The 24,325-nt window shown below is 34.1% G+C and carries 18 protein-coding genes; 14 read left to right on the top strand and 4 right to left on the bottom strand.

The genetic code is table 11. The annotated features are described in order from the left end of the window. The first annotated feature begins 35 nt into the window (after nt 1-35). On the top strand, nt 36-1,073 hold the full coding sequence (locus Q0Q96_RS06935; RefSeq protein ID WP_366069122.1) for a hypothetical protein: 1,038 nt from the start codon (nt 36-38) through the stop codon (nt 1,071-1,073). Nucleotides 1,074-1,078: 5 nt separating this feature from the next. Then, nucleotides 1,079-3,145, top strand: a complete 2,067-nt coding sequence (locus Q0Q96_RS06930) for a S8 family serine peptidase (protein ID WP_293872564.1) — start codon at nt 1,079-1,081, stop codon at nt 3,143-3,145. A gap of 129 nt (nt 3,146-3,274) precedes the next feature. On the opposite strand, the gene Q0Q96_RS06925 is transcribed toward Q0Q96_RS06930, so the two are convergent. After that, complete coding sequence (locus tag Q0Q96_RS06925) at nt 3,275-4,411, bottom strand: glycosyltransferase (protein WP_293872562.1); 1,137 nt, start codon at nt 4,409-4,411, stop codon at nt 3,275-3,277. 130 nt (nt 4,412-4,541) lie between these two features. Between Q0Q96_RS06925 and Q0Q96_RS06920 the strand changes: the two genes are divergently transcribed. Both Q0Q96_RS06920 and Q0Q96_RS06915 read left to right on the top strand, forming a co-directional pair. After that, entirely contained in the window at nt 4,542-5,639 is a 1,098-nt protein-coding gene (locus Q0Q96_RS06920) for a glycosyltransferase (RefSeq protein ID WP_293872560.1), read from the top strand. 9 nt (nt 5,640-5,648) lie between these two features. Beyond that, nucleotides 5,649-6,053: an FdtA/QdtA family cupin domain-containing protein gene (locus Q0Q96_RS06915; protein WP_293872558.1), complete on the top strand. Its 405-nt coding sequence runs from the start codon at nt 5,649-5,651 to the stop codon at nt 6,051-6,053. On the opposite strand, the gene Q0Q96_RS06910 is transcribed toward Q0Q96_RS06915, so the two are convergent. Genes Q0Q96_RS06910 through Q0Q96_RS06900 form a run of 3 tightly spaced genes read right to left on the bottom strand, consistent with a single transcriptional unit; the run spans nt 6,040 to nt 8,548 of the window. Next, entirely contained in the window at nt 6,040-6,978 is a 939-nt protein-coding gene (locus Q0Q96_RS06910; RefSeq protein ID WP_293872556.1) for a glycosyltransferase family 2 protein, read from the bottom strand. The two genes, Q0Q96_RS06915 and Q0Q96_RS06910, sit on opposite strands and share 14 nt — an antisense overlap. Further along, nucleotides 6,975-7,865 carry a glycosyltransferase gene (locus Q0Q96_RS06905; protein ID WP_293872554.1) on the bottom strand — a complete coding sequence of 297 codons (891 nt, stop codon included), beginning with the start codon at nt 7,863-7,865 and terminating at the stop codon, nt 6,975-6,977. Before Q0Q96_RS06905 ends, Q0Q96_RS06910 begins: the two co-directional genes overlap by 4 nt. Continuing rightward, a complete protein-coding gene (locus Q0Q96_RS06900) occupies nt 7,865-8,548 on the bottom strand; it encodes an ATP-binding cassette domain-containing protein (protein ID WP_293872552.1) in 684 nt (227 codons plus the stop codon). Before Q0Q96_RS06900 ends, Q0Q96_RS06905 begins: the two co-directional genes overlap by 1 nt. 205 nt (nt 8,549-8,753) lie before the next feature. Between Q0Q96_RS06900 and Q0Q96_RS06895 the strand changes: the two genes are divergently transcribed. The 10 genes from Q0Q96_RS06895 to Q0Q96_RS06850 all read left to right on the top strand — a co-directional run bounded on the left by Q0Q96_RS06895 (nt 8,754) and on the right by Q0Q96_RS06850 (nt 24,315). Then, on the top strand, nt 8,754-11,768 hold the full coding sequence (locus Q0Q96_RS06895) for a tetratricopeptide repeat protein (RefSeq protein ID WP_293872550.1): 3,015 nt from the start codon (nt 8,754-8,756) through the stop codon (nt 11,766-11,768). A 34-nt stretch (nt 11,769-11,802) separates the two neighbouring features. Beyond that, nucleotides 11,803-12,165 carry a four helix bundle protein gene (locus Q0Q96_RS06890; RefSeq protein WP_293872548.1) on the top strand — a complete coding sequence of 121 codons (363 nt, stop codon included), beginning with the start codon at nt 11,803-11,805 and terminating at the stop codon, nt 12,163-12,165. A 5-nt stretch (nt 12,166-12,170) separates the two neighbouring features. Continuing rightward, a complete protein-coding gene (locus Q0Q96_RS06885; RefSeq protein WP_293872546.1) occupies nt 12,171-13,928 on the top strand; it encodes a TonB-dependent receptor in 1,758 nt (585 codons plus the stop codon). A 125-nt stretch (nt 13,929-14,053) separates the two neighbouring features. Further along, entirely contained in the window at nt 14,054-14,497 is a 444-nt protein-coding gene (locus tag Q0Q96_RS06880) for a hypothetical protein (protein WP_293872544.1), read from the top strand. Between the two features lie 157 nt (nt 14,498-14,654). After that, a complete protein-coding gene (gene asnB / locus Q0Q96_RS06875; protein WP_293872542.1) occupies nt 14,655-16,328 on the top strand; it encodes an asparagine synthase B in 1,674 nt (557 codons plus the stop codon). A gap of 208 nt (nt 16,329-16,536) precedes the next feature. Continuing rightward, on the top strand, nt 16,537-18,477 hold the full coding sequence (gyrB, locus tag Q0Q96_RS06870) for a DNA topoisomerase (ATP-hydrolyzing) subunit B (protein WP_293872540.1): 1,941 nt from the start codon (nt 16,537-16,539) through the stop codon (nt 18,475-18,477). A 153-nt stretch (nt 18,478-18,630) separates the two neighbouring features. After that, a complete protein-coding gene (locus Q0Q96_RS06865; RefSeq protein WP_293872539.1) occupies nt 18,631-19,566 on the top strand; it encodes a malate dehydrogenase in 936 nt (311 codons plus the stop codon). Between the two features lie 230 nt (nt 19,567-19,796). After that, entirely contained in the window at nt 19,797-22,769 is a 2,973-nt protein-coding gene (gene secDF / locus Q0Q96_RS06860) for a protein translocase subunit SecDF (protein WP_293872538.1), read from the top strand. Between the two features lie 193 nt (nt 22,770-22,962). Next, nucleotides 22,963-23,127 (top strand): hypothetical protein, encoded by a 165-nt coding sequence (locus tag Q0Q96_RS06855; protein ID WP_293872537.1) that lies wholly within the window; start codon nt 22,963-22,965, stop codon nt 23,125-23,127. Then, nucleotides 23,128-24,315 carry an IS5 family transposase gene (locus tag Q0Q96_RS06850; protein ID WP_366069120.1) on the top strand — a complete coding sequence of 396 codons (1,188 nt, stop codon included), beginning with the start codon at nt 23,128-23,130 and terminating at the stop codon, nt 24,313-24,315. Nucleotides 24,316-24,325: the final 10 nt, after the last annotated feature.

The following is a 24,325-nucleotide window of genomic DNA, read 5'->3' as shown; positions in this document are numbered from 1 at the left end:
GTACTGGTGTAGGAGCAGTATCAGGAGCAGGAGGTTTGCGACTTAAAGTCACAAGCGGGGTAGCAGGAACTTCTGGAATACAATTAACAAATGTAACTAGTGCAACAACTACAACTACCGGTAACGGCAAAGGATTAAGTGTTGACGCAAATGGGAATATTATTTTAACACCAGTTGTAAATACAACTCCCACTATTACTAACATTTATACAAGTGACGGTAATTTGTCAGCAAACAGGACTGTAACATTAAGTAATAATAATTTAAATTTTAATTCTGCTTCAGCAGGAGGTAATTTATTTATAAATGGTAGCACTGGGAATGTTGGAATAGGGAATACTACTCCAGCATCTAAACTTGATGTTTCAGGTATTTTGAAAGCAAATCAAGTAGTTTTTACTAGTAGTTTAGCAGATGGACAAACATTCCCTTCATATTTAGATAGAAATGATAAGTGTGTGGTGGCTGGAATTGGAAAGAATATCGGAACAGGAACGGGGTATATTAATACAAGGATGTTAAATTTCTTCGATTTCCCTGCCTCAAATCTTGATATTAAATCATCTTTTTTATTAGGAATTGAAGACAGAAACAATTTTGGAAGATTTAGAATGGCCGGAGAAACAGGAGGAACAACAAATTTTATCGTTTTAGATAAAACACAAATAGAACTATTTAAAGTTTTTGATGATGGTAATAATAATACTGTATTAACTTTACCAAAAGCTAATTCTTATCTTGGTATAGGCACAACAACCTTTGTCGATGGATTAGATACCTATAGATTATCTGTTAAAGGAGCTATCAGAGCTGATAGGGTTAGAGTGTATACAACTTGGGCAGATTATGTATTTAATGAAGAATACAATTTACCATCTTTAGAAGATGTAGAGCAACAGATAAAAGAAAATGGACATTTAAAGGATATTCCTTCTGCAAAAGAGGTTGAGGTAAATGGAATTGAATTGGGTGAAATGAATAAACTGTTGCTTCAGAAAGTGGAAGAACTGACTCTATATATGATAGAAATGAAGAAGGAAATAAACGTCTTGAAAAATGAACTCAAAAAATAATAGATATGAAAAATGTTTATTTATTTATGATTTGTTTATTTTTCTTTTCGGGAAATGCACAAACCAAAAAGTATACTTATTACTTATACTTAAATGACTATAATCAGGCACCAACATTTACTACTCAAAATGGATTGCTAGTTTATTCAGGAACGAATCAGGCAATGAAAACAATCTTTGATAAATATAAAATCTACGAGTTCAAGCAAGCATTTCCCGATTTTGCAGGTAGTTCTTGTATTCTTAACACTTTTTTAGTTGTAACTGACAGCAGTGCTTTGATTAATGATTTGAAAAAAGGATTACCATCTAATTTTATAAGTTCGGATGATTTGACCGACAAGCCAGTTGGTACTCTAAATAGTTATCCTACCGATTATGGAACTACACATTTACCTAATAGTGGTGCCAATGTCTCGAGAAGCGAGTTGGATTATCTTTCAGCACCAGTTGCGTGGGATATTACAACAGGTCACCCTGCAACTATTATCGGTATTTCAGATTCAGCATTTGATAATACCTCCCCAGATTTAATTGGTAAATTATCATTTGTTCCTGGATGGAATGGATATTCCTCTAGTTGGGAACACGGAACCGCAGTAGCAGAATTAGCAGCAGGAAAGGGTAATAACACAGGCAGCGTTGGAGTATGTATGGATTGTAATATTTTAGCATCACCAATAGGTTTTGGTGATACATCTGTTTGTGACGCTTTTAATAATTTAAGAGTTTTAGCTGCTGGGGGAGCACGTGTAATAAATATGAGTTGGCACAATGGTGCGGGTTATACAAATTTTATGGGTGGTTACAGGCAAGCTGAACAATGTATAATTAACTATCTGGTTGATACATATGATGTCGTTTTAGTTGGTGCTGCAGGAAATGCGCCATCATATTCTACAGCTCAATCGTATATAAGTGGAGAAACTGGAGGAGTTCTTAATGGAATTCCGATTACTCCTTTTGGGGAATTATTTATTTACCCAGCTTCATATGATAATGTCATTTCTGTCTCAACTGTACATCATAAAAATGCTTATACTTTGCCATTGTCAAACGTTTTGGACCCTGTAAATAATCCAAGTTATTGTTGCACATCGTCATGGTTTCCTATTCACGTTGACTTACAAGATTCAGTATCTGGTTCAGCCAGTTCCTTAGACCCTAATAATCCAGTAGGAGTTTTAAGAAATGGCTATTATCAAAACGCCTATAATCCTGATGGTTTTCAATGGAATCATACTGTTAATGGGCTTGTAGATATAATGTCAACAGGACATAATGTTTTTGATTATTCAGCCTATTTAAACCCTTCATCAGGTATGCCTATATATAATGACGGAACCTCATTTTCCGCTCCAATTGTCTCCGGAACGATTGGTTTAATGTTTGATCGAAATCCATGCTTGAATTCGGTTGAAGTTAGAAGTATTCTGCAATTAGTATCAAAAGATATTGAGCATTATTCAACCTTAAATAATAACTATCTTGATAAAGTTGGGTCAGGAAAACTTGAAATAGGTAAAAGTGTTATTTTTGTTGATGAAATGATGAAAACAAATGGGAACGCAGTTATTGAGAATCATACTTTTACCAAATTTGATTTTAATCTTTCAAGAATAAACAATAAATTAACAATGAACAATGTTGTTTTTAGAGATAAAAACACTTCTGCTTTTACTGCAAAAAACAATATAGATATTACTAACGCAGATTTTTTTCCAAACGCAACAGGTAGAATCGATTTAAAAATTAATGGCGGTCTGACAGTTTGTAATACAGCTCCAAAAATGGCAGGTAATAACGCAAGTCATGATAGTGATAGCTTAAAAATAAATAGAGCTGTACTTTATCCTAATCCTAACAATGGTTCTTTTTCAATAATGTTAAATCGTAGTGAAGTAAAAGATTTAGCTGTAACGGTTTTTGATGTTTTTGGTAAACTTATCTATCAAACTAAAACTAATCAAAATGAATTTGATTTAAACATACCTAATCTTCCAACAGGAATGTATATGGTTAAGTTAAGTTCAAATTCAATTAATGAAACTCTTAAGTTTATTAAAGAATAGGTTTCATTTAGTGTTCTAGTTAAAAGAAGCCGTCTCAAAACAAAATTGAGGCGGTTTTTTATTTCATTATATTTTGATGCTGATTTTGTTATTATTGAAGTCGTTTAAACTTTTATTTTGTTGAATTAATTAGTTATCCCATATTTCTAGATATTCTTCTGCAATTTTCAAATAATCATGTTCCTTTTCTATAAAGGCTTTAGCATGTTTTCCAATCGCTATTATTTCATCTGGATTATCAATTAAAGAGGATAACTCATTTACTAAATAATCTACATCGGGCAACGCATTTATTACTACTTTTTCAGTCAAATTATACTGCTTTTCAAAAAGTGTACTTGCATTGGTAAAAACTACTTTTCCTTTTGCCATGGCTTCTAGAGCATTATAGCCTTGATCATGACCATGCAGTTGGTCTAACACTATGTGCGATTGGTTGTAAAGGTTTATATACTCTAAATAAGGAATGTTTTGAGTAATAATTATTTCAACTTTATCTCCAAATTTCTTCTTAATAATTGTCAATGCTTTTTCAAAATACTCAATCCCTTTTTGATGATAACTCCACTTATTTATACCAAGAAAGATAACTATTTTGTTGGTAATTCTTAATTCTTGAAACTCGAGCTTATTAAAGTTTACTGGGTTTGGAATAAGCCCTAAAAACTTTGTATTCCCTTTTAGCGGTAGCAAATAATCAACATCGGTAGCTATAATTCCGTAACAGTGTTGATAAACAAAATCATGAATTTTTTTATGTTTTTTGGTGCGATATTCTAATATATACCGAAACTCTTTTTCTAGGGATGGATTATTAAAATAGGGTTGTAAAATAGATTTTTCCTTTTGGTTTTCAAACCAATACTTCACATTCAAATAATCAACACCTGTAGCTAAAACAAATAATTTTTTGTTGTTTTTAATGATTTTTTTTAGCAAAAGTCGTTCAGCCCATTTCAGCGTTTGTATCGGACTTTCATTAATCAGTTGAACAACATCAAAACCTTTTAATTTATGAGACAACAAATAAAATCGAATGCCAATTTCTATTTTTGCAACATCAAATTTTGATAGTTTAAAAATAAGTTGCCTCGGAATGTTCAATAGTTTGGATTGACACCATTTGGCTTCAATAGAATAATCGGCCGGATAGTTTTTGAAACCATCTCCACTGCCCACAAGAATCACTTCATGACCTAGCACAAGCAAACCTTCTTTTAAAGTATTGTGTAACCTACTGTATTCTCCTAGAAGTAGTATCCGCATGAATGACTATGTTTTTCTATAATTTGGTTTTATCTAAAAAAAAGGAAATGAAAAGGTAATTTTTTAATTTCTTTTAATGGTAAAAATAAAAAAATTAACGAGGTTTGTTACGAAAAGTTAACATCCGATAATGGTAAACCAAAATAGCAAGCACAAAATAGCACTCATTGGAGATTGTTTGGCAAACGGTGGTGCCGAGAAAGTGCATGCTTTGTTGTCTGTTTATTTTCATAAGATGGGTTTTGAGGTACATAATTGTATTTTTGTAGATTGGATTCAGTATGAGTATTCAGGCTCGATTTTGAATTTAGGTAAAGTCCATCAAAATTCTAATCCGATAAATCGGAAAATAACTAGGTATTTTAAACTACAGCAGTTTATTAAAAAAAATGATTTTGATGCCGTAATCGATTTTAGAATACGAACTGGATTACTACAGGAAATGGTAATCTCAAAATTTTGTTATCCAAAAAATACGTTTTACACCGTTCATAGTGGTATACTAGATTTTTATTTCCCAAAATCATCTTGGTTTTCCACCCTTATTTATCAGAACAAAAAAGTTGTGACGGTTTCAAAAGCGATACAAACTGCAATAGTTTCTAAAGGCTTTGCAAAGAATGTTTTTCAGATTTATAATCCAATCGACATACAATCTATAGCTTTTTTGAAAGATGAGTTCGATGTTTCTCTCGAAAAATATTGTATGGCGGTAGGTAGAATGAATGAGGACGTAAAGCAATTTGACCAATTGATTATAGCGTATTCTAAATCGATTTTGCCTCAAAAAAAAATCAAATTAGTGCTTTTGGGTGATGGACAAAATCTATCGAAATATAAAGCATTAGCAGCACAATTAGGATTGAAAGATTTAGTAGTGTTTAAGGGTTTTGTTGACAATCCGTTTCCGTATTATCAAAGTGCATTATTTACTGTTATATCTAGTAAAAATGAAGGCTTTCCAAATGTGATTTTAGAATCGTTTTCAGTAGCAAATCCAGTTATTTCCTTCGATTGTTTTAGCGGTCCGAATGAAATTGTGGTTGACCAACAAAATGGACTTTTAGTACCCAATCAAGATTTTGATAAACTTACCGAAGCTATGAATTTATTTATAGAGAATAATCAGTTAAGAGCGTATTGCAAACAAAACACAAAAACAAGCCTTGAACTTTTTGACATTGAAACAATAGGAAAACAATGGTTAGAATTGATAAAAATAAAGTAAGTTAGCACCATGGATATTGAGATAATAAGCATACCAAAAATTCACGATACAAGAGGTAATATAGCGGTAATCGAAAAAAATTTGCTTCCGTTTCAAATGAAACGGGTTTATTATCTCTTTGATGTACCAAGCTCCGCCAGACGAGGTGGTCATGCTCACAAAGAACAATTTGAATTATTAATTCCACTCTCGGGAAGTTTTGATGTGGTGTTACATGATGGCAATGAAACTCAAAAAGTAACCTTGAATAAACCAGATAAAGGATTGCTTATTAAATCGAATACTTGGCGCGAATTAGACAATTTTTCCTCAGGTTCTATTTGTTTAGTAATCTCTTCGGGCGAATTTTCAGAAGAGGATTATATTAGAAACTTTAATGAATATAAGGCTTATTTAGAAGCTAATTGTAAGTAGAAAATCGAATGCCTTTTGCAAGAAAAAAGGATTTGGTTTTTTTTACCCAATTCAATACCAACAATGGTGCATTCAACAAAAGGTGCTGTTTAAAATTCAAATTCTCATTAGTAATGCCTTTTTTCATTTTTTCAAATGCAGCCTTATTATTTTCGGCTTTATAATGTTTTGCCATAATATATCGATGAAAATCTAAAAACTTTTTCAATGATTTTGACGTTTCTTTAGTGTCAAAAAAATCAAAATCGGTAATAATCTTATCGCCAATTAAACTTTGCGTAATTTGATTTTCTGATACCATAGTATATGCTACCAAAGGTTTTTTAGAGTAGGCTAATTGAAATGATGAATTTGCTCTAATATTAAAATCAACATCTTCGCCATATCGAATGGTTTCATTATAAAAACCAATAGCATCAAAAACCATTTTATCGACACATAAACTTGAAGGACAATAGAGTGGCTGTGCTAAACTGATTTCGAAAAAATCCTTAATCATACTAATTTTTTCTAAGTTTTTAGCATTATTATTTGGCAATAGAACAACATTATTTGGGTACACTTCTTCGTAATTAGCGGCAAACAATTTAGCCTTTGGAAAACTTTTTATCAGTAAAAATAGTTCTTCTAAAAAGGTGTGTTTCCAAAAATCATCAGCATCTAAAAAAGCAATATAAACACCATTAGAATTTTTAATTCCAGTATTTCTCGAAGCCGAAAGCCCTTTGTTGAAATCGTGCTTTATGATTTTCACTTTTTCAGATTTTATAGTAGAGACTATCTCAAAGCTTTCGTCTGTAGAACAGTCATCAACAATGATTACTTCATAGTTTTCAAAGGTTTGATTCAAAACGCTTTGTAAAGAAGCAAGCACGTATTTTTCTTTGTTATACAATGGAATAACTATGGAAAAGAAAGGATTCATTTCGAATTAATTTTGCAATAATAGCACAACTTGTAAACATCTAGCAGAAATAAATAAGGGTGATTTGATACTAAATTAGCTTTTATTTTTTTGTGAAATGTAGCAAATATAAAGCTAAAAAAAGCCGCTAAACCAATGTTGGAAATACGCACATATGTTCGTAATATTCTATTGTCTGTAGCTGTAATCAACCCTAAATTTGATATCAAGAGAAGGTTTTTCAACGATTGATGTATTTTTTCTATAAAGATTTCCGAGGTTTCTAAATTCAGATGAAAAGTTGGATTTTCAATATGTGTTATTATGATTGATTTTTCTTTTAACTTTTTGACCCAAACTACATCTTCATAGCCATAATTTTTAATGTTTTCATTAAACGGATTGGATAAAAAAACTTTTTTTTTGAATAAAATATTAGAAGTTAAAGTAGAAAAATAAGGATTTTCTTTTCTTAATGCTACCGATAATGCTTCTCTTTTTTGCCCATAAACCCAACGCAGTGAATTTTTCTGTTTTGGTTTTTCAGAGTGATAAACGATACCTCCAAAAACCACAGCTTTCTCTTTTTTTATCTCATCCAAATACTTCTGAATAAAAGTGTCCTTAGTTGGTAAAGTGTCACAATCCAAAAGTAAGACGTAATCATATTTTGCTTTTAAAACAAGGGAATTAATGTTTCTTCCTCGCCCAAGGTTTTTAATATTGGTGTAGAAATGACAATTTGCTAAAGAATTAATTTTTTCATTTTTAGTATTTAATTCTGATTTTGAAGCATCGTCCTGACAAATAATTTCAAAAATAATTCCAGCTCTTAAGCATTGCTCTTGAATGGCTTTAACTAAGTGCACAGCGTTATAATGGAAAGTTGGAATTAAAACAGTTAACATTACACCGTTTTTTGAACCACCTCAAAAATAGTATTATCCTCGCATTTTAAAGTCTTTGACGGGAATTTCATAAGCAAAGCATAATCATGTGTTGCCATAATAACTGTTTTTCCGTTGTCATTAATTTTTTTCAGAACACTTAACACTTCTACACTCGTTTGTGGGTCAAGGTTTCCCGTGGGTTCGTCGGCAAGTATTAATTCTGGATCGTTAAGTAAAGCTCGGGCAATAGCAACTCGCTGCTGTTCGCCACCCGAAAGCTGATGAGGCATTTTATTTGTCAGGCCTTTCATGCCAACGCTGCTTAAAACTTCATCAATCTTAACCTGCATTTCGGTTTTGTCTGTCCAACCCGTTGCTCTCAATACAAACAACATGTTTTCATTCACACTTCGGTCGGGCAATAATTGAAAATCCTGAAAAACAATGCCAATTTTTCTTCTCAAATACGGAATGTCACTCTCTTTCAAACTTACTAAATCGAATCCCGCAATAGTTCCAGTGCCAGTGGTTAATTGTAAATCACCGTAAAGGGTTTTCATAAAACTACTTTTTCCAGTTCCCGTTTTTCCAATAATGTATAAAAATTCACCTTCCTTAACGTCTAGATTTATTTGGGATAAAATCACTCGGTTTTCTTGATAAATAGTTACATTTTTAAGTGATAAAATAGTTTCTGACATGAGTAATTTCATTTATTGCGTAAAAATAGTAAATATAAATTTCAAATTCCAAATTAAAAAAAAATGATTAAATTATTGGTACTTGGAATTTTAACTTTCGCAATTTCAATTTTTAAATTGTTTAAAAGAATGTTTATAATAAATACTGTAGTTTTTACGTTATAGGTGTTGGGACACTATTTTTGGAATAGAAAAAATAAAAAATATGCGTAAAATTCTAATGTTATTTTTGATACTTATTATAGCGGAGATAAATCACGTTTCGGCACAACAATCTGCTATTTATACTAGTAATGTATCTGAATTTGATAACGCTCTTTCCCTGTTTAAAGACAAACAATACCAGTCGGCACAAATTCTTTTTGAAAAAGTAAAACAAGAGAACGCTAATCAGGATTTTCAGTCGGATTGTGCCTATTATATAGGTATTTGTGCTATTCATCTCAATCAAAATAACGCCGATGAATTGATTGAGCAGTTCATTTCAGATTATCCAACCAGTTCTAAACAAAATCAAGCGTACATAGAAGTGGCGCAATATTATTTTGAGCAAGGAAAATTTCCGCAGGCCTTAATGTATTTTGATAAAGTAGATGAAAATGCTTTGACGTATGAACAAACTGAAAAATTTTCTTTTGAAAAAGGTTATGCACATTTTGCTGCAGGAGATAAAAAAGAGGCGACAAGTTATTTTAATAATGTCGTCAATTCTAAAGAATATGGAACGCAAGCCAATTATTATTTAGGTTTTATGGCGTATGAAGGCGACAATTACAAGGAAGCCAATAAGTATTTTAAACAAGTAGAAAGCGAGGAGAAATACGCTGAAAAATTATCTTATTTCAAAGCCGACATGAATTTCAAATCGGGCGATTTTCAAAAAGCCATTGATGCTGGTCTTGTTGCGATGCCAAAATCTAATGCTTCGGAAAAATCAGAATTAAATAAAATCATCGGCGAAAGTTATTTTAATTTGAAACAATACGACAAAGCGCTGCCTTATTTAAAGGAATACAAAGGCAAAAAAGGAAAGTGGAACAACACCGATTTTTACCAATTAGGTTACACGTATTACATGCAAAAAGACTATGAAAATGCGATATCACAATTCAATAAAATCATAAATGGAAAGGATTTTGTAGCACAAAATGCATATTATCATTTGGGTGAATGCTATTTCAAAACCAATAAAAAACAACAAGCCTTAAACGCTTTCAAAAGCGCGTCTGAAATGGATTTTGACAAAAAAATTCAGGAAGATGCCAATTTGAATTATGCCAAATTAAGCTATGACATTGGAAATTCATATCAATCGGTGCCCGAGGTTTTGTCCTCGTTTTTAAATAAATATCCAAATTCGCCAAGCAAATTAGAAATTGAAACTTTATTGATTAACTCCTATATCACGTCTAAAAATTACAAAGATGCCTTGACTTTATTGGAAAAAAATAATACTCCAGAAAACAGAATTGCCTATCAAAAAGTATTGTTTTACAGAGGAATTGAATTGTACACAGACGGTAATTATCAAGAAGCCTTGAGCATGTTTAAAAAATCAATCGCCAATAAAAAAAACGAAAAAATAACCGCTCGTGCAACGTTCTGGAAAGGCGAAACAGAGTATGTTTTAGATAATTTTACCGATGCACTGAAGAGTTTCAAACAATTTGAAGATTCGGCTGAAGCCAAAGCAACTCCAGAAAACAAGAACATTAATTACAACATTGCTTACGCAAATTTCAAGCTGAAAGAGTACGACCAAGCTGGGAACTATTTTCAAAAATTTGTTGATGGAAACAAAGACGATAAAGTGCGTTTGAATGATTCCTATTTGAGATTAGGCGACTCAAGATTTGTAACTTCCAAATATTGGCCTGCCATGGACGCTTATAACAAGGCAATTGATATGAAAGGTATTGATGCTGATTATGCTGCGTTCCAAAAAGCATTAAGCTACGGATTTGTTGGTAAAAACGATAAAAAGATAGAAGATTTCAATTCGTTTTTGGCAAAATTTAAAAAGTCTCAATATCGCGACGATGCTCTATTCGAATTAGGAAACACTTACGTTACCGAAAACAAAACCGATTTGGCGATTAAGACTTATGATCAACTATTGAGCGAATTCAAAAACGGTTCGTTTGCCTCCAAAGCGATTCTTCGCCAAGGATTAGTATATTATAATAGTCAAAGAAATGATTTGGCTATTGCCAAATTCAAAGAAGTGGCTGCAAAATATCCAAGAACTCCAGAAGCTTTAGAAGCGGTTTCGACTGCGAGATTGGTTTATATGGATAACGGAAAAGTCAATGAATATGCGGCTTGGGTAAAAACACTGGATTTTGTTGAAGTGTCTGATGCCGATTTGGATAATGATACTTACGAAGCAGCCGAAAAACAATATTTGCAAAACAATACCAAGCAAGCTATTACAAGTTTAGGAGGTTATATTTCCCAATTTCAAAATGGAATTCATACTTTGAAAGCCAATTTTTATTTGGCGCAGTCACTTTACACCGACGGAAAAGAAGCCAGTGCTGTTCCCAATTATGAGTTTGTAATTAGCAAAGCAAGAAACGAATTTACCGAGCAATCGTTAGCGCGTTTAGCTGAAATCCATTTAAAAAAAGATGATTATACGAAAGCGGTTCCGGTGCTCCAAAGATTAGAAACAGAAGCTGATTTTCCACAAAACGTAACCTTCGCGCAAGCCAATTTGATGCGTGCCTACTACGACCAAAAAGAGTATGCCAATGCGGTTGTTTATGCTGATAAAGTATTATCAAATCCAAAAACAGATAACAAGATAAAAAGTGATGCGCAAATTATCGTTGCCCGTGCTGCCATAAAAGTGAATGATGAGCAAAAAGCCAGATTGGCTTACGCAAAATTGTTAACCATTGCCAAAGGAGAAATTGCTGCCGAAGCTTTGTATTACGATGCTTATTTCAAGAATAAAGATGGCAAATATGAAGATTCGAATAAAACAGTTCAAAAATTAGCTAAAGAATATTCAGGTTATAAATATTTTGGAGCCAAAGGTCTTATTGTAATGGCTAATAATTATTACCAACTTAAGGACAATTTCAGTGCTACATCAATTTTGGATAGTGTGATTAAAAACTTCAAGGAATTTGAGGATGTACTTTCAGAAGCTCAAGCCCAACTGAAAATCATTAAAGGAGAAGCAGCTAAAACGAATTCATCATTAACAGAGTAGAGAAAATAGATAAGAGACTAATGGATAATAGACTATGACCGATTTTAAGCGACATAATTTTAAAAGATTAAAAATTTGGCAAATGGCAATGGAGATAGCAAATACAATTTTTGATTTATCAATAATTTTTCCAAATGAAGAAAAATTTGGATTGGTTTCTCAAATGAACCGTTGTGCAGTTTCTATTCCATCTAATATTGCAGAGGGTTCAAGTCGTACAGATAAATCATTTAGTCATCTTCTGGATATTTCTCTTGGTTCATCATTTGAGTTACAAACTCAACTTATACTATGCAATTCTGGAAGATATATCGCGGAGGAAAATCTAAATATTTTAGAAAATAAACTACAAGAATTTCAAAAAGCAACAATGACATTTCAAAACACTTTAAATTAGTAAGAATGAGTTTTATCGTTTGTAAAAATAAAAGTCTATCATCTTTCAGTCTATTATCTCTTTGTCTCTTTGCAATCCAAATTTCTTTTTCCCAGAAGAAAGACGAAAACATAGGAACCGAAGTCGTAAACGTGGTAAAGCCATACGCACCAACCATTTCTGATGCGTTCAAAGTTAAAGAAACACCAACTTTGGATGATGATGATACCTCAAAAAAAGAGAACATTCAATACACTATTTTCTCGTTTCCAGTAGCTTCTACTTTTGCGCCATCAAAAGGAAAAGCTGTCAGTGTGGATAAAATTCCCGATGAAAAAATATTCAGTAACTACTTAACTTTGGGCGCGGGAAATTTTGGTACAGTAACTGCCGAGCTTTTTATTACTCAAAACATTAGCAATACGGATTATTTTGGTGGAATGTTGCGGCACAATTCCTCTCAAGGCGGAATAAAAAACGTGGTTTTGGACGATAAATTCTTGAATACAGCTCTAGATTTAACCTATGGTAGCAGAACCAAAGCTATGAGTTGGAATGCAGATTTAGGATACCAACATCAAGTTTATAATTGGTACGGAATTCACCCAGGAATTTTTGATGATATAACAATTGCTAGCATTAGTGAAAAACAAACGTATCATACTTTGTACTTGGGAGGAAAATTAGGTTTAAACGATGGTTTTCTTAAAGAAAGTACAGTGAAATTTACTCGTTTTTGGGATGCTTTTGGCTCTTCCGAAAATCGGTTTGTTGCAAAGCCATCTCTAGAATTTGATATTGTAGAGCAAAAAATTAAAGTCAATTTTGTTGTAGATTATGTTAATGGTTCTTTTAATAAAACGTTCAACGGCGGCAGTTCTTTCAAATATGGTTTTACGAATATTGGTTTTCAACCTAGCGTAAAAATTCAAAAAGACCAGCTAACAATTAATGCTGGCGTCGGATTTTTTTACAGCGCAGCACAAGAAGCAGGACAAAGCAAATTCTTTATCTATCCTCAAGTTACAGGGTCGTTTAAAATTGTTGGTGATTTGATGATTTTTTACGCAGGTTTAGAAGGCACTTTACAGCAAAATTCCTATCATGATTTTATTCAAGAAAATTTCTTTGTGTCCCCAACACTCACGATAGCTCCAACCAATCAAAAATATGATATTTATGCCGGATTAAAAGGAAAATTGGCTAATAGCGTAAGTTATAACATTCGCGGATCGTACAAAGATGAAGAAGGGAAAGCACTATTTAAGAGTAATATTTACGACATTTTTAATGGTAATAGTGACGGATATACCTTTGCCAATTCTTTTGAGGTTGTGTACGACAAAGTAAAAACAGTAAGTCTCTTTGGCGAATTAAAAGCTGATTTTTCTAAAAACGTTTCCTTTGGCGTAAACGCAACCTTTAGCAGTTTCACAACCGATGTTGAAAAAGAAGCTTGGAATTTACCTGCAATAAAACTAACATCAACCCTTGATGTCACTATCACACCGAAATGGTATGCGCGAGCAAGCCTGTTCTTTGTGGGTGAAAGAAAAGATATTTTTAGACAAGCTACCGTCACACTTCCTTTTCCTCCCGATGAAAACGTTACACTTAAAAGCTTTTTCGACATTAATGCCTATTTGGGATACAAGTATAGTCAGCGTTTCTCATTTTTCTTAAAGGGAAATAATTTAGCCAATCAAAATTATCAACGATGGTCTAATTATCCTGTGCAAGGATTACAGATTTTAGGTGGTGCGAGTTATAAATTTGATTTTTAATGTAGAGAATAGATGAAAGACGAAGAGATAATAGATGATAGACAAAATAATGTTTACTATTTCGCATCTTTTAGTCTCACATCTTTTAGTTTTTCATCTTTTAGTCTATTATCTCTTAGTCTGTTATGAAACAACAAATACTCCAACGCTACAAAGAAATGCTTCAAGACCGCATTGATGTTTTTCAGGACATGATTTCGGGTTTGACTGAAGATGCTCAAAACGATGCTAAAGGTTCGGCAGGAGACAAGCATGAAACAGCGCTTTCCATGATGCATTTGGAGCAGGAAAAACTCAATCACAAACTAAAGGAAATTCTCGAACAAAAGGCTATTCTCGACAAAATTGACGCATCACAAATCCACAAAAAAGTAGCTTTGGGAAGTTTGGTACAGGCTAATGGAATATTACTTTTTATAAGCACAGCTTTACCAAAATTAACTATTGAAGACAAAACCATTTTTGCGCTTTCGCCACAATCGCCGTTGGGAAGTAAATTGATGGGAAATGAAGTTGGATATTCATTTGATATGAACGGGAAGGCTTATACTATTGAAAGCGTTTCGTAACACTTTCTAACTCAAAACCCCCTTTTTAAGTTTTTCAAGTTTTATAATTTAATAGTATTCTATTTTTTAGTTATAATTTATAAGTAAATAATTGATTATGTTTTTCATTTATAACTATTATTCCATCTTTGCCCTATCAAAATAAAATAAAAAGAATATGTGTGGAATTGTATGTGCTTTCGATTTAAAACAAAAAGCAGAAGTCTTAAGACCAAAAGTGTTGGAAATGTCAAAAATCATCCGTCATCGAGGACCGGATTGGAGTGGAATTTTCAGTAATGATAAAGCCATTATGGCTCACGAAAGATTAGCCATTGTTGACCCGGCTTCCGGAAAACAGCCATTGTTCAGCGAAGACAAGAGTTTGGTTTTGGCTGCCAATGGCGAGATATACAATCACAGGGATTTGCGTAAACAATTTGAAGGAAAATATAAGTTCCAGACCGAAAGCGACTGTGAAGTTATTTTGGCTTTATACAAAGAAAAAGGTGTTCATTTTATTGATGAGATGAATGGTATTTTCGGCTTTGCGATTTATGATGTAGCCAAAGATGAATACTTCATCGCTCGTGACCATATGGGAATAATTCCATTGTATATTGGCTGGGACCAAAACGGAACTTTCTATGTGGCTTCCGAATTGAAAGCTTTGGAAGGCTATTGCACCAAAATTCAATTGTTTCCTCCTGGACATTATATGTCAAGTAAAGACGGCGAATTTGTTCAGTGGTACAAAAGAGAATGGACAGATTATGATGCTGTAAAAGAAAATGAAACAAGCATCGATGAGATTAAAAAAGCACTCGAAGCCGCCGTTCACCGTCAATTGATGAGTGATGTGCCGTATGGCGTTTTGCTTTCCGGTGGATTGGATTCTTCAATCACATCGGCTGTAGCCAAAAAATATGCGCAAAAACGTATTGAATCTGGTGACACAGTTGATGCATGGTATCCACAATTGCACTCGTTTGCAGTTGGTTTAGAAGGTTCGCCTGATTTAGCTGCAGCACAAGTTGTGGCTGACCATTTAGGAACTATTCACCACGAAATTAAATTCACAATTCAGGAAGGATTAGATGCCATTCGTGATGTGATTTACAATATAGAAACGTATGATGTTACCACGATTAGAGCTTCAACTCCAATGTATCTGATGGCGAGAGTTATTAAATCGATGGGAATAAAAATGGTATTATCTGGCGAAGGTTCAGATGAATTATTTGGAGGTTATTTGTATTTCCATAAAGCACCAAATGTAAGAGAGTTTCATGAAGAAACGGTTCGTAAATTAAGCAAACTGCACATGTACGATTGCCTACGTGCCAACAAAAGTTTAGCAGCATGGGGAATTGAAGGAAGAGTTCCGTTTTTAGATAAAGAATTCATGGATGTTGCCATGCGAATCAATCCGCAGGACAAAATGATTAACGGCGAAAGAATGGAAAAATGGGTACTTCGAAAAGCTTTTGAAGATATGTTGCCAACTAGTGTTGCCTGGAGACAAAAGGAGCAATTTAGCGATGGCGTTGGCTACAGTTGGATTGATACTTTGAAAGAAGTGGTTGCCAAAGAAATTTCGGATGAGCAATTAGCGAATGTTAAATTTAAGTTTCCAATTCAAACACCAACGTCTAAAGAAGAGTATTATTATCGTTCCATTTTTGCCGAACACTTTCCAAGCGATGCAGCTGCTTTAAGCGTTCCGCAGGAAGCGAGTGTGGCTTGCAGTACAAAAATTGCTTTGGAATGGGATGAAGCCTTTAAAAATATGAATGATCCATCAGGTAGAGCGGTGGCAAATGTTCATGATGCTGCTTACAGTAAAGTTTAAAAAATATTTTTTGAAAATAGCTTGTTTGTTGAACCTGAATGAGTTTCAAATTCTAAACGTTCGTCATTTCTGATGGACGTTTTTTGTTGAAATCCCATCAAAAATGTTAATAACTTAAAGGTTTTAAACCCAATTTTCAATAGGAAATCCTATGCGTTTTTATATATTTGCTCGTTAGACAAAAAATAGATTTTTATCAAAAAATAATATGAGCGACGAGATTAAAAAGAATAGTTATTCGGCCGATAGCATTCAGGCGTTAGAAGGAATGGAGCACGTAAGAATGCGCCCTTCCATGTACATTGGCGATACTGGAGTTAGAGGTTTGCACCATTTGGTTTATGAAGTAGTAGACAACTCTATCGATGAGGCATTAGCTGGACATTGCGACACGATTGGTGTTATTATAAACGAAGATAATTCGGTTACTGTAGAAGATAACGGACGTGGAATTCCTGTTGATATTCACAAAAAAGAAGGTGTTTCTGCACTTGAGGTTGTTATGACCAAAATTGGTGCGGGAGGAAAATTTGATAAAGATTCGTATAAAGTTTCCGGAGGACTTCACGGTGTTGGGGTTTCCTGTGTAAATGCACTTTCTGACCATTTGAGAGCGACCGTTTTTAGAGAAGGAAAAGTATACGAGCAACAATACGAAAAAGGTAAAGCGATGTATCCTGTTAAGCAAATTGGTGAAACAGATAAGCGCGGAACTATGGTTACTTTTCATCCGGATAAAAGCATCTTTACCCAGACGATTGAGTATTCGTATGATACTATTGCTGGTCGTATGCGTGAATTGTCTTTTTTGAATAAAGGAATTACCATTACACTTACAGACAGAAGAGATGTAAATGATAAAGGCGAATTTGCCTCAGAAGTTTTTCATTCCAAAGAAGGATTAAAGGAATTTGTTCGTTTTTTAGATAAAGGAAGGGAAGCAATAATCTCTCATGTGATCAACATGGAGCTAGAAAAAGGAGAAGTTCCCGTTGAAGTGGCGTTGGTGTACAATACCAGTTATTCGGAAAATATATTTTCATACGTAAATAATATCAATACACACGAAGGAGGAACACATTTGCAAGGTTTCCGTATGGGATTAACGCGTACTTTGAAAAAATATGCAGACTCATCGGGTTTATTGGATAAATTAAAATTTGAAATCACTGGAGACGATTTCCGTGAAGGATTGACGGCTATTATTTCGGTAAAAGTTCAGGAACCACAGTTTGAAGGACAAACTAAAACAAAACTAGGAAACAGAGAAGTAGTTTCTCCGGTTTCTCAAGCGGTTGCCGAAATGTTAGAAAATTATTTGGAAGAAAATCCAAATGATGCTCGAATCATTGTGCAAAAGGTGATTTTGGCTGCTCAAGCGCGTCACGCTGCCAAGAAAGCGCGTGAGATGGTACAACGCAAAACCGTTCTAGGTGGTGGCGGTTTACCCGGAAAACTATCAGATTGTTCAGAACAAGATCCGGCAAAATGCGAAGTGTATCTTGTAGAGGGAGATTCGGCTGGCGGGACTGCTAAACAAGGAAGAGATAGAGCGTTTCAGGCGATTTTACCGTTGCGTGGTAAGATTTTGAATGTTGAAAAAGCAATGCATCACAAAGTTTTTGAAAACGAAGAGATTCGAAATATATTCACGGCTTTGGGAGTAACTATTGGAACCGAAGAAGATTCGAAAGCATTAAACCTAGAAAAATTGCGGTATCACAAAGTAATCATTATGTGTGATGCCGATGTTGATGGAAGTCACATTTCTACCTTAATATTAACGTTCTTTTTCCGTTTTATGAAAGAGCTAATCGAAGGCGGACACGTTTATATTGCTGCGCCACCTTTATATTTAGTGAAAAAAGGAAACAAAAAAGAATACGCTTGGAATGACGACCAACGCGATTTAGCAAACGAGAAAATGGGAGGAAGTGCTGCTATTCAACGTTATAAAGGACTTGGTGAAATGAATGCAGAGCAATTGTGGGAAACAACAATGGATCCTAGTTATAGAACGTTGCGCCAGGTAACTATTGACAGTCTTGCCGAAGCTGACCGAGTATTCTCCATGTTGATGGGCGATGAAGTGCCACCAAGAAGAGAGTTTATTGAGAAAAATGCCGTGTATGCTAAAATCGATGCGTAGCTAGCCCCGATTGCAGTGGAAATCCTTTTTGTTTTGTCACCCTAAGCGCAGTCGAAGGGCTTTTTACAAAACAAAAAGATTGGAACGCAAAGCGGGATTAGCTTAAAAATAAAGACACATAAACTAACAAACATATAAACTATAAACTAAAAAATGAAAGTTACAATTGTAGGAGCAGGAAACGTTGGTGCAACATGCGCCGATGCTATAGCTTACAGAAGAATTGCCAGCGAAATTGTGTTGGTAGATATTAGAGAAGGTTTTGCAGAAGGAAAAGCATTAGATATTACGCAAACGCAAACTACTTTAGGTTTTAATACCAAGGTCACAGGAAACACCAACGATTATGTTAAAACAGCGAATAGCGATGTCGTAGTAATCACATCTGGAATTCCGAGAAAACCCGGAATGACTCGTGAAGAATTAATTGGTATCAATGCTGGAATTGTAAAATTGGTGGCGGAAAGCTTGTTGCAACATTCACCGTATGCTATTTTTGTGATTGTTTCTAACCCTATGGACACTATGACATACCTAACTTTTAAATCTTTAGGTATACCAAAAAATAAAATTATAGGAATGGGCGGAACATTAGATAGTTCTCGTTTTAAAACGTATTTATCATTGGCGTTAGACAAACCTGCAAATGATATTCAGGGAATGGTTATTGGCGGACATGGCGATACAACCATGATTCCTTTAACGAGATTGGCTTCTTATAACGGAGTGCCGGTATCTCAATTTTTATCAGCTGTTGAATTAGAAAAAGTGGCAGCAGATACAATGGTTGGTGGTGCCACTTTGACCGGGTTATTAGGAACTTCAGCATGGTACGCTCCAGGTGCTTCTGTTTCTTATTTGGTGGATGCTATATTGAATGACCAAAAGAAAATGATTCCGTGTTCAGTATATTTGGAAGGTCAATATGGACAAGATGATATTTGTATTGGAGTTCCTTGCATTATAGGAAAAAATGGCGTTGAAGAGATTGTCGACATTAAATTAAACGAAGAAGAAAAAGCGAAGTTTGCCAAGAGTGCCGATGCTGTTAGAGCTATGAATGGCGATTTGAAAACCATACTGGGATAATGTTTAATATATATATTCACAAAAGACTGCATTTTTTGCAGTCTTTTTTTTGATATTAATCAATAAAATATTGGTTAATCACAGTTAGAATTATATATTTGCACGTTTCAAAAAAAACCGAAACTATGTAAACACAAAGGGTTGTTATTTAAACTCTTGTTATTCAAGTAGTTTTTGTGATTTTCTAAATCGATGTTATTCAACCAAAGAATTAATTAATTTCAATAATAATGCAGAATAAAGGACTAGTTAAATTTTTCGCAATTCTATTTGCATTGGTAAGTATTTACCAACTTTCTTTCACATTCGTGGCCAATAAAGTAAAAAACGATGCCAAAGTTTTTTCTAAAGGAAATCCTGAAAAAGAAGTTAAATATCTTGACTCTATTGGAAAAGAAAAAGTTTTCAGTTTAGGGTTTACGGATTTTAATTATAGTGAAGTAAAAGACAAACAAATCAATAAAGGTCTTGACCTTGAAGGAGGAATTAACGTTATTCTACAAATATCTGTAAAAGATGTATTGAAAGGACTTTCTAATAATTCTAAAAATCCAGTTTTCAATAAAGCGTTAGAAGATGCTACTAGAGATAGAGTGGGGAATCAAAGTTATTTGGATGCGTTTTATATTGCATTTGATAATGAGTCAAAAGGTGTTACCAAATTAGCTGCGCCAGATATTTTTGCGAATAGAAATTTACAAGGTGAAATTGATTTCAAGATGACTGATGCGCAAGTAAAAAAAGTCTTGACAAAAAAAGTTGATGAATCAGTTGAATCTGCATTTGGCGTGTTAAGAAAACGTATTGATAAGTTTGGTGTAACCCAACCAAATATTGCTAAATTAGGTCAAACAGGTAGAATATTGGTCGAATTACCGGGAGCTAAAGATGTTGACCGTATAAAAAAATTATTGCAAAGTACCGCACAATTAGAGTTTTGGGAAACTTATAAAGCAGAAGAATTAATGGGCTTTTTAGGTGCTGCAAACGAAGCTTTAAAAGCTACTATAAAAGCTGACGAAAAAGTTGCTGTGGTAAAACCAGCCGACTCGTTGACTAAATTATTGACCGATAAAGTTAAAGATTCAACGGCTGCCAAAAAAGGAAAAAATCCTTTATTTGATAAGTTTGTTTCTCAAGGCGGTGGTCCAATTTTAGTGGTGGCTTCTCCAAAAGATACTGCTGTAATTAATGGTTATTTGAAAAGACCAGAAATTCATAATCTATTACCAGCAGATAAGCGTTATGCCAAATTTGTTTGGGGAAAACCAGATGTTAAAGTTGACGAAAAAACCAAAAAACAAACAGAAACCGTTGGTTTGTATGCGCTAAAAGGAAACAGAGACAATATTGCTCCTATGAGCGGCGGTGTTATAGTGGATGCTACTGATACTTTTGACCAAATGGGTAAACCTGCAGTTTCTATGCAAATGAACGGTCAAGGTGCAAGAGTTTGGGAAGAAATAACAGGGAGAGCGTATACTCAAAAAAGCTATATTGCGATAGCTTTAGATAACATTGTATATTCTGCTCCAGGAGTTACTTCGGGACCTATAACTGGCGGAAGATCTGAAATCTCTGGAAGCTTTGATATAGCTGAAACAAAAGATTTAGCGAACGTATTAAGAGCGGGTAAATTGCCAGCCGCAGCTGAAATTGTGCAATCAGAAGTAGTTGGGCCATCTCTTGGACAAAAAGCAATCGATGCTGGTACAACATCTTCATTAGTAGGTTTTTTACTCGTATGCTTATGGATGGTTTTTTATTACGGAAGAGCAGGTTGGTATGCCAACGTAGCGCTTTTAGTTAACTTACTTTTCTTATTTGGAATTTTAGCTAGTTTAGGTGCGGTATTAACCTTACCAGGAATTGCTGGTATTGTACTAACATTAGGTACGGCAGTAGATGCCAATATCATCATATATGAAAGAGCAAAAGAAGAATTACGCGACGGGAAATCCCTTGCCGATGCCGTGAAAACTTCTTATGGTTGGAAAGGTGCCATGAGATCTATTATCGACGCTAACGTAACACACGTTTTGACTGGAGCTATCTTATTCATCTTTGGCACAGGACCAATACAAGGATTTGCTACTACTTTATTAATAGGTATTTTTACTTCGCTGTTTACTTCAATTTTCATCGCCAGAATATTTATTGATAGAGATATTGCAAAAAATGTCAATTTAACGTTTACTACTAATATAACTAAAAACTGGTTTACAGGTTTTCATTTTGATTTTATCGGAATTAAAAAATGGTCTTACTTAATTTCATCGGTAGTTATTATCGGAAGTTGTATTTCGTTTTATGTTAATGGTTTAGATGAAGGTGTTGATTTTGTTGGGGGAAGAACTTTCCAAGTAAAATTTGAAAAACCAGTAGAAACAACTCAAATATCAGAGGAACTATCGGCTGAATTTGGGACTGGCGTTGAAGCCAAAATATTCGGTGAAATTGACCAATTAAAAATTACCACTAAATATAAAATTAAAGAAGATGGCGTAGGCGTTGATAAGGAAGTAAATGAAAAATTATATAACGGTTTGAAAAAATATTTCAATCCAGGAATTACTTATGAAAAATTCATAAATACTTATGACGGAAAACAAGTAGGCGTTTTACAAGCCTCGAAAGTAGGTGCTGCGATTTCTGCGGATATAAAAACCAATTCATTTTGGGCGGTTTTAGGCGCCATGTTAGTTGTAGGATTATATCTTGTTATATCATTCCGTAAATGGCAATACTCCCTAGGGGCATTAGCGGCTGTGGTTCATGACGTTATCTTTGTATTGGGTGTTTATTCCATTTGCTATAAGTTTATGCCTTTCCATATGGAAATGGATCAACACTTTATTGCAGCAATCTTAACGGTTATTGGCTACTCGATGAACGATACGGTTATTGTATTTGACAGAATTAGAGAGTTCTTGGCAGGAGATAGAAAAGGTCACTTCAAAGATGTGGTAAATGCTTCTATTAATACCACATTATCAAGAACATTAAATACCTCGCTAACGATGATTATGGTATTATTAATCATGTTTATCTTTGGTGGAGAATCGATTAGAGGATTTATCTTCGCAATGTTAATAGGTATTATAGTGGGTACATATTCCTCGTTGTTTATTGCGACACCAGTTTTAGTAGATACCATGAGCAAAGAAGCTATTGAAGATATTGAAAAACGACACGGTAATTAATTATTGTCATTGAAAGTATTAAAAAAAAGGATTGTCAGTTTGACAATCCTTTTTTTTACTTGTATTTTTTACTTAGTCAACCCTTAAAAACGAATTAACAATTTGATTGTTAATAATTTGTGGTTAAAAACCATTGAAAACAGTACGGTTAAATCGCCAAAAAGTGTATATTTCGGTATAAAAAAGTGGCAATATGTTAGGAAAAATAAAACCAGATTCACAGCAAAATTTATTCAAGACAAGATTAACCGACTTGATAAACCTTGGTCATCCCTTGGTAAAATTAGCTGATGAGGTTTCTTGGGATAAAATGGAGTTGGAGTTCCAAAATTTATATTCAGAGCAAGGAAGACTCTGAATTCCTATTAGAAAAATTGCAGGATTATTGCTTTTGAAAGAGATTTTTAAAGAGAGCGATGAATCGGTTGTAGAACGTTGGATAGAGAATGCCTATTGGCAATATTTTACAGGAGAAGAATTTTTTCAAACCAAGCAACCCTTTGACCCGAGTGAGTTTGTTCATTTTAGAAAACGATTAAAAGAACAAGGGTTAGAATTTTTGTTAAGCCAAAGTGTAGCCCTACATCCAAAGGCAAAAAACGAAAAGGAAGTTCAAGTAGACACGACCGTTCAAGAGAAAAATATCACTTTTCCAACTGATGCCAAATTGGCTAAAAAAGTAATCGACAACTGTACAAAAATAGCTGAAAGAGAAGCAATAAAACAACGACAAACCTACAAGAGAGTAGCCAAACAACATCTTCGAGATTTTTATTTTGGGCATCATCCAAAACGCAAAAAGAGAGCTACAATGGCTCGAAAGAAATTACGAACTATTGGACAGAGAGTTGTTCGAGAATTAGAAAGAAAACTGCCAGAGCATCTTCAAAAACGATACGAATCTGAATTTAGTAATTGCAAAAAGGCACTCACTCAAGAGCGCAACAGCAAGGATAAAATTTACAGTTTGCACGAGCCACAAACAGCTTGTATTGCCAAGGGGAAAGCACACAAGGCATATGAGTTTGGTACAAAAGTGAGTGTTGTAAGAGGAAGGCAAACAGGAGTAATCACCGCAATAAAAAGATTTTCAGGCAATCCACACGATAGTAATACTTTGGAAGAATCATTAAATCAAAGTGAGCGCGTTAGAAAATATATTGGAGGAACAAGACCCAAAATAGTTACTACAGACAGAGGTTTTAGAGGAAAAACAAAAGTTGATGGAACACAAATATTAATCCCGAAAAACACAAAAGAAAGTTCACGATACAAACAAGAAGTTGCCAGAAAAAGATTTAGAGCAAGAGCAGCTATAGAACCAACAATATCTCACTTAAAAAGAAATCACGCTTTAGGATTAAACTTTCTCAAAGGTGTGGCTGGAGATATTCATAATGCACTTTTGGCAGGAATCGGGTACAATTTTAAGCTCCGATTCAACCAAATCAAGAAGAAAATTGTTTTTTGGCTTAATTATTTGTTCAACTTCTATCCTGAAAATAATACTCCTATTTTTGTGGAAATTAAAAAGAACGCTTTTTAAGGGTTAACTA

The sequence above is a fragment of the Flavobacterium sp. genome (assembly GCF_025352015.1).
Taxonomy (GTDB): domain Bacteria; phylum Bacteroidota; class Bacteroidia; order Flavobacteriales; family Flavobacteriaceae; genus Flavobacterium.
This window is presented reverse-complemented; position numbering and strand designations above follow the sequence as displayed.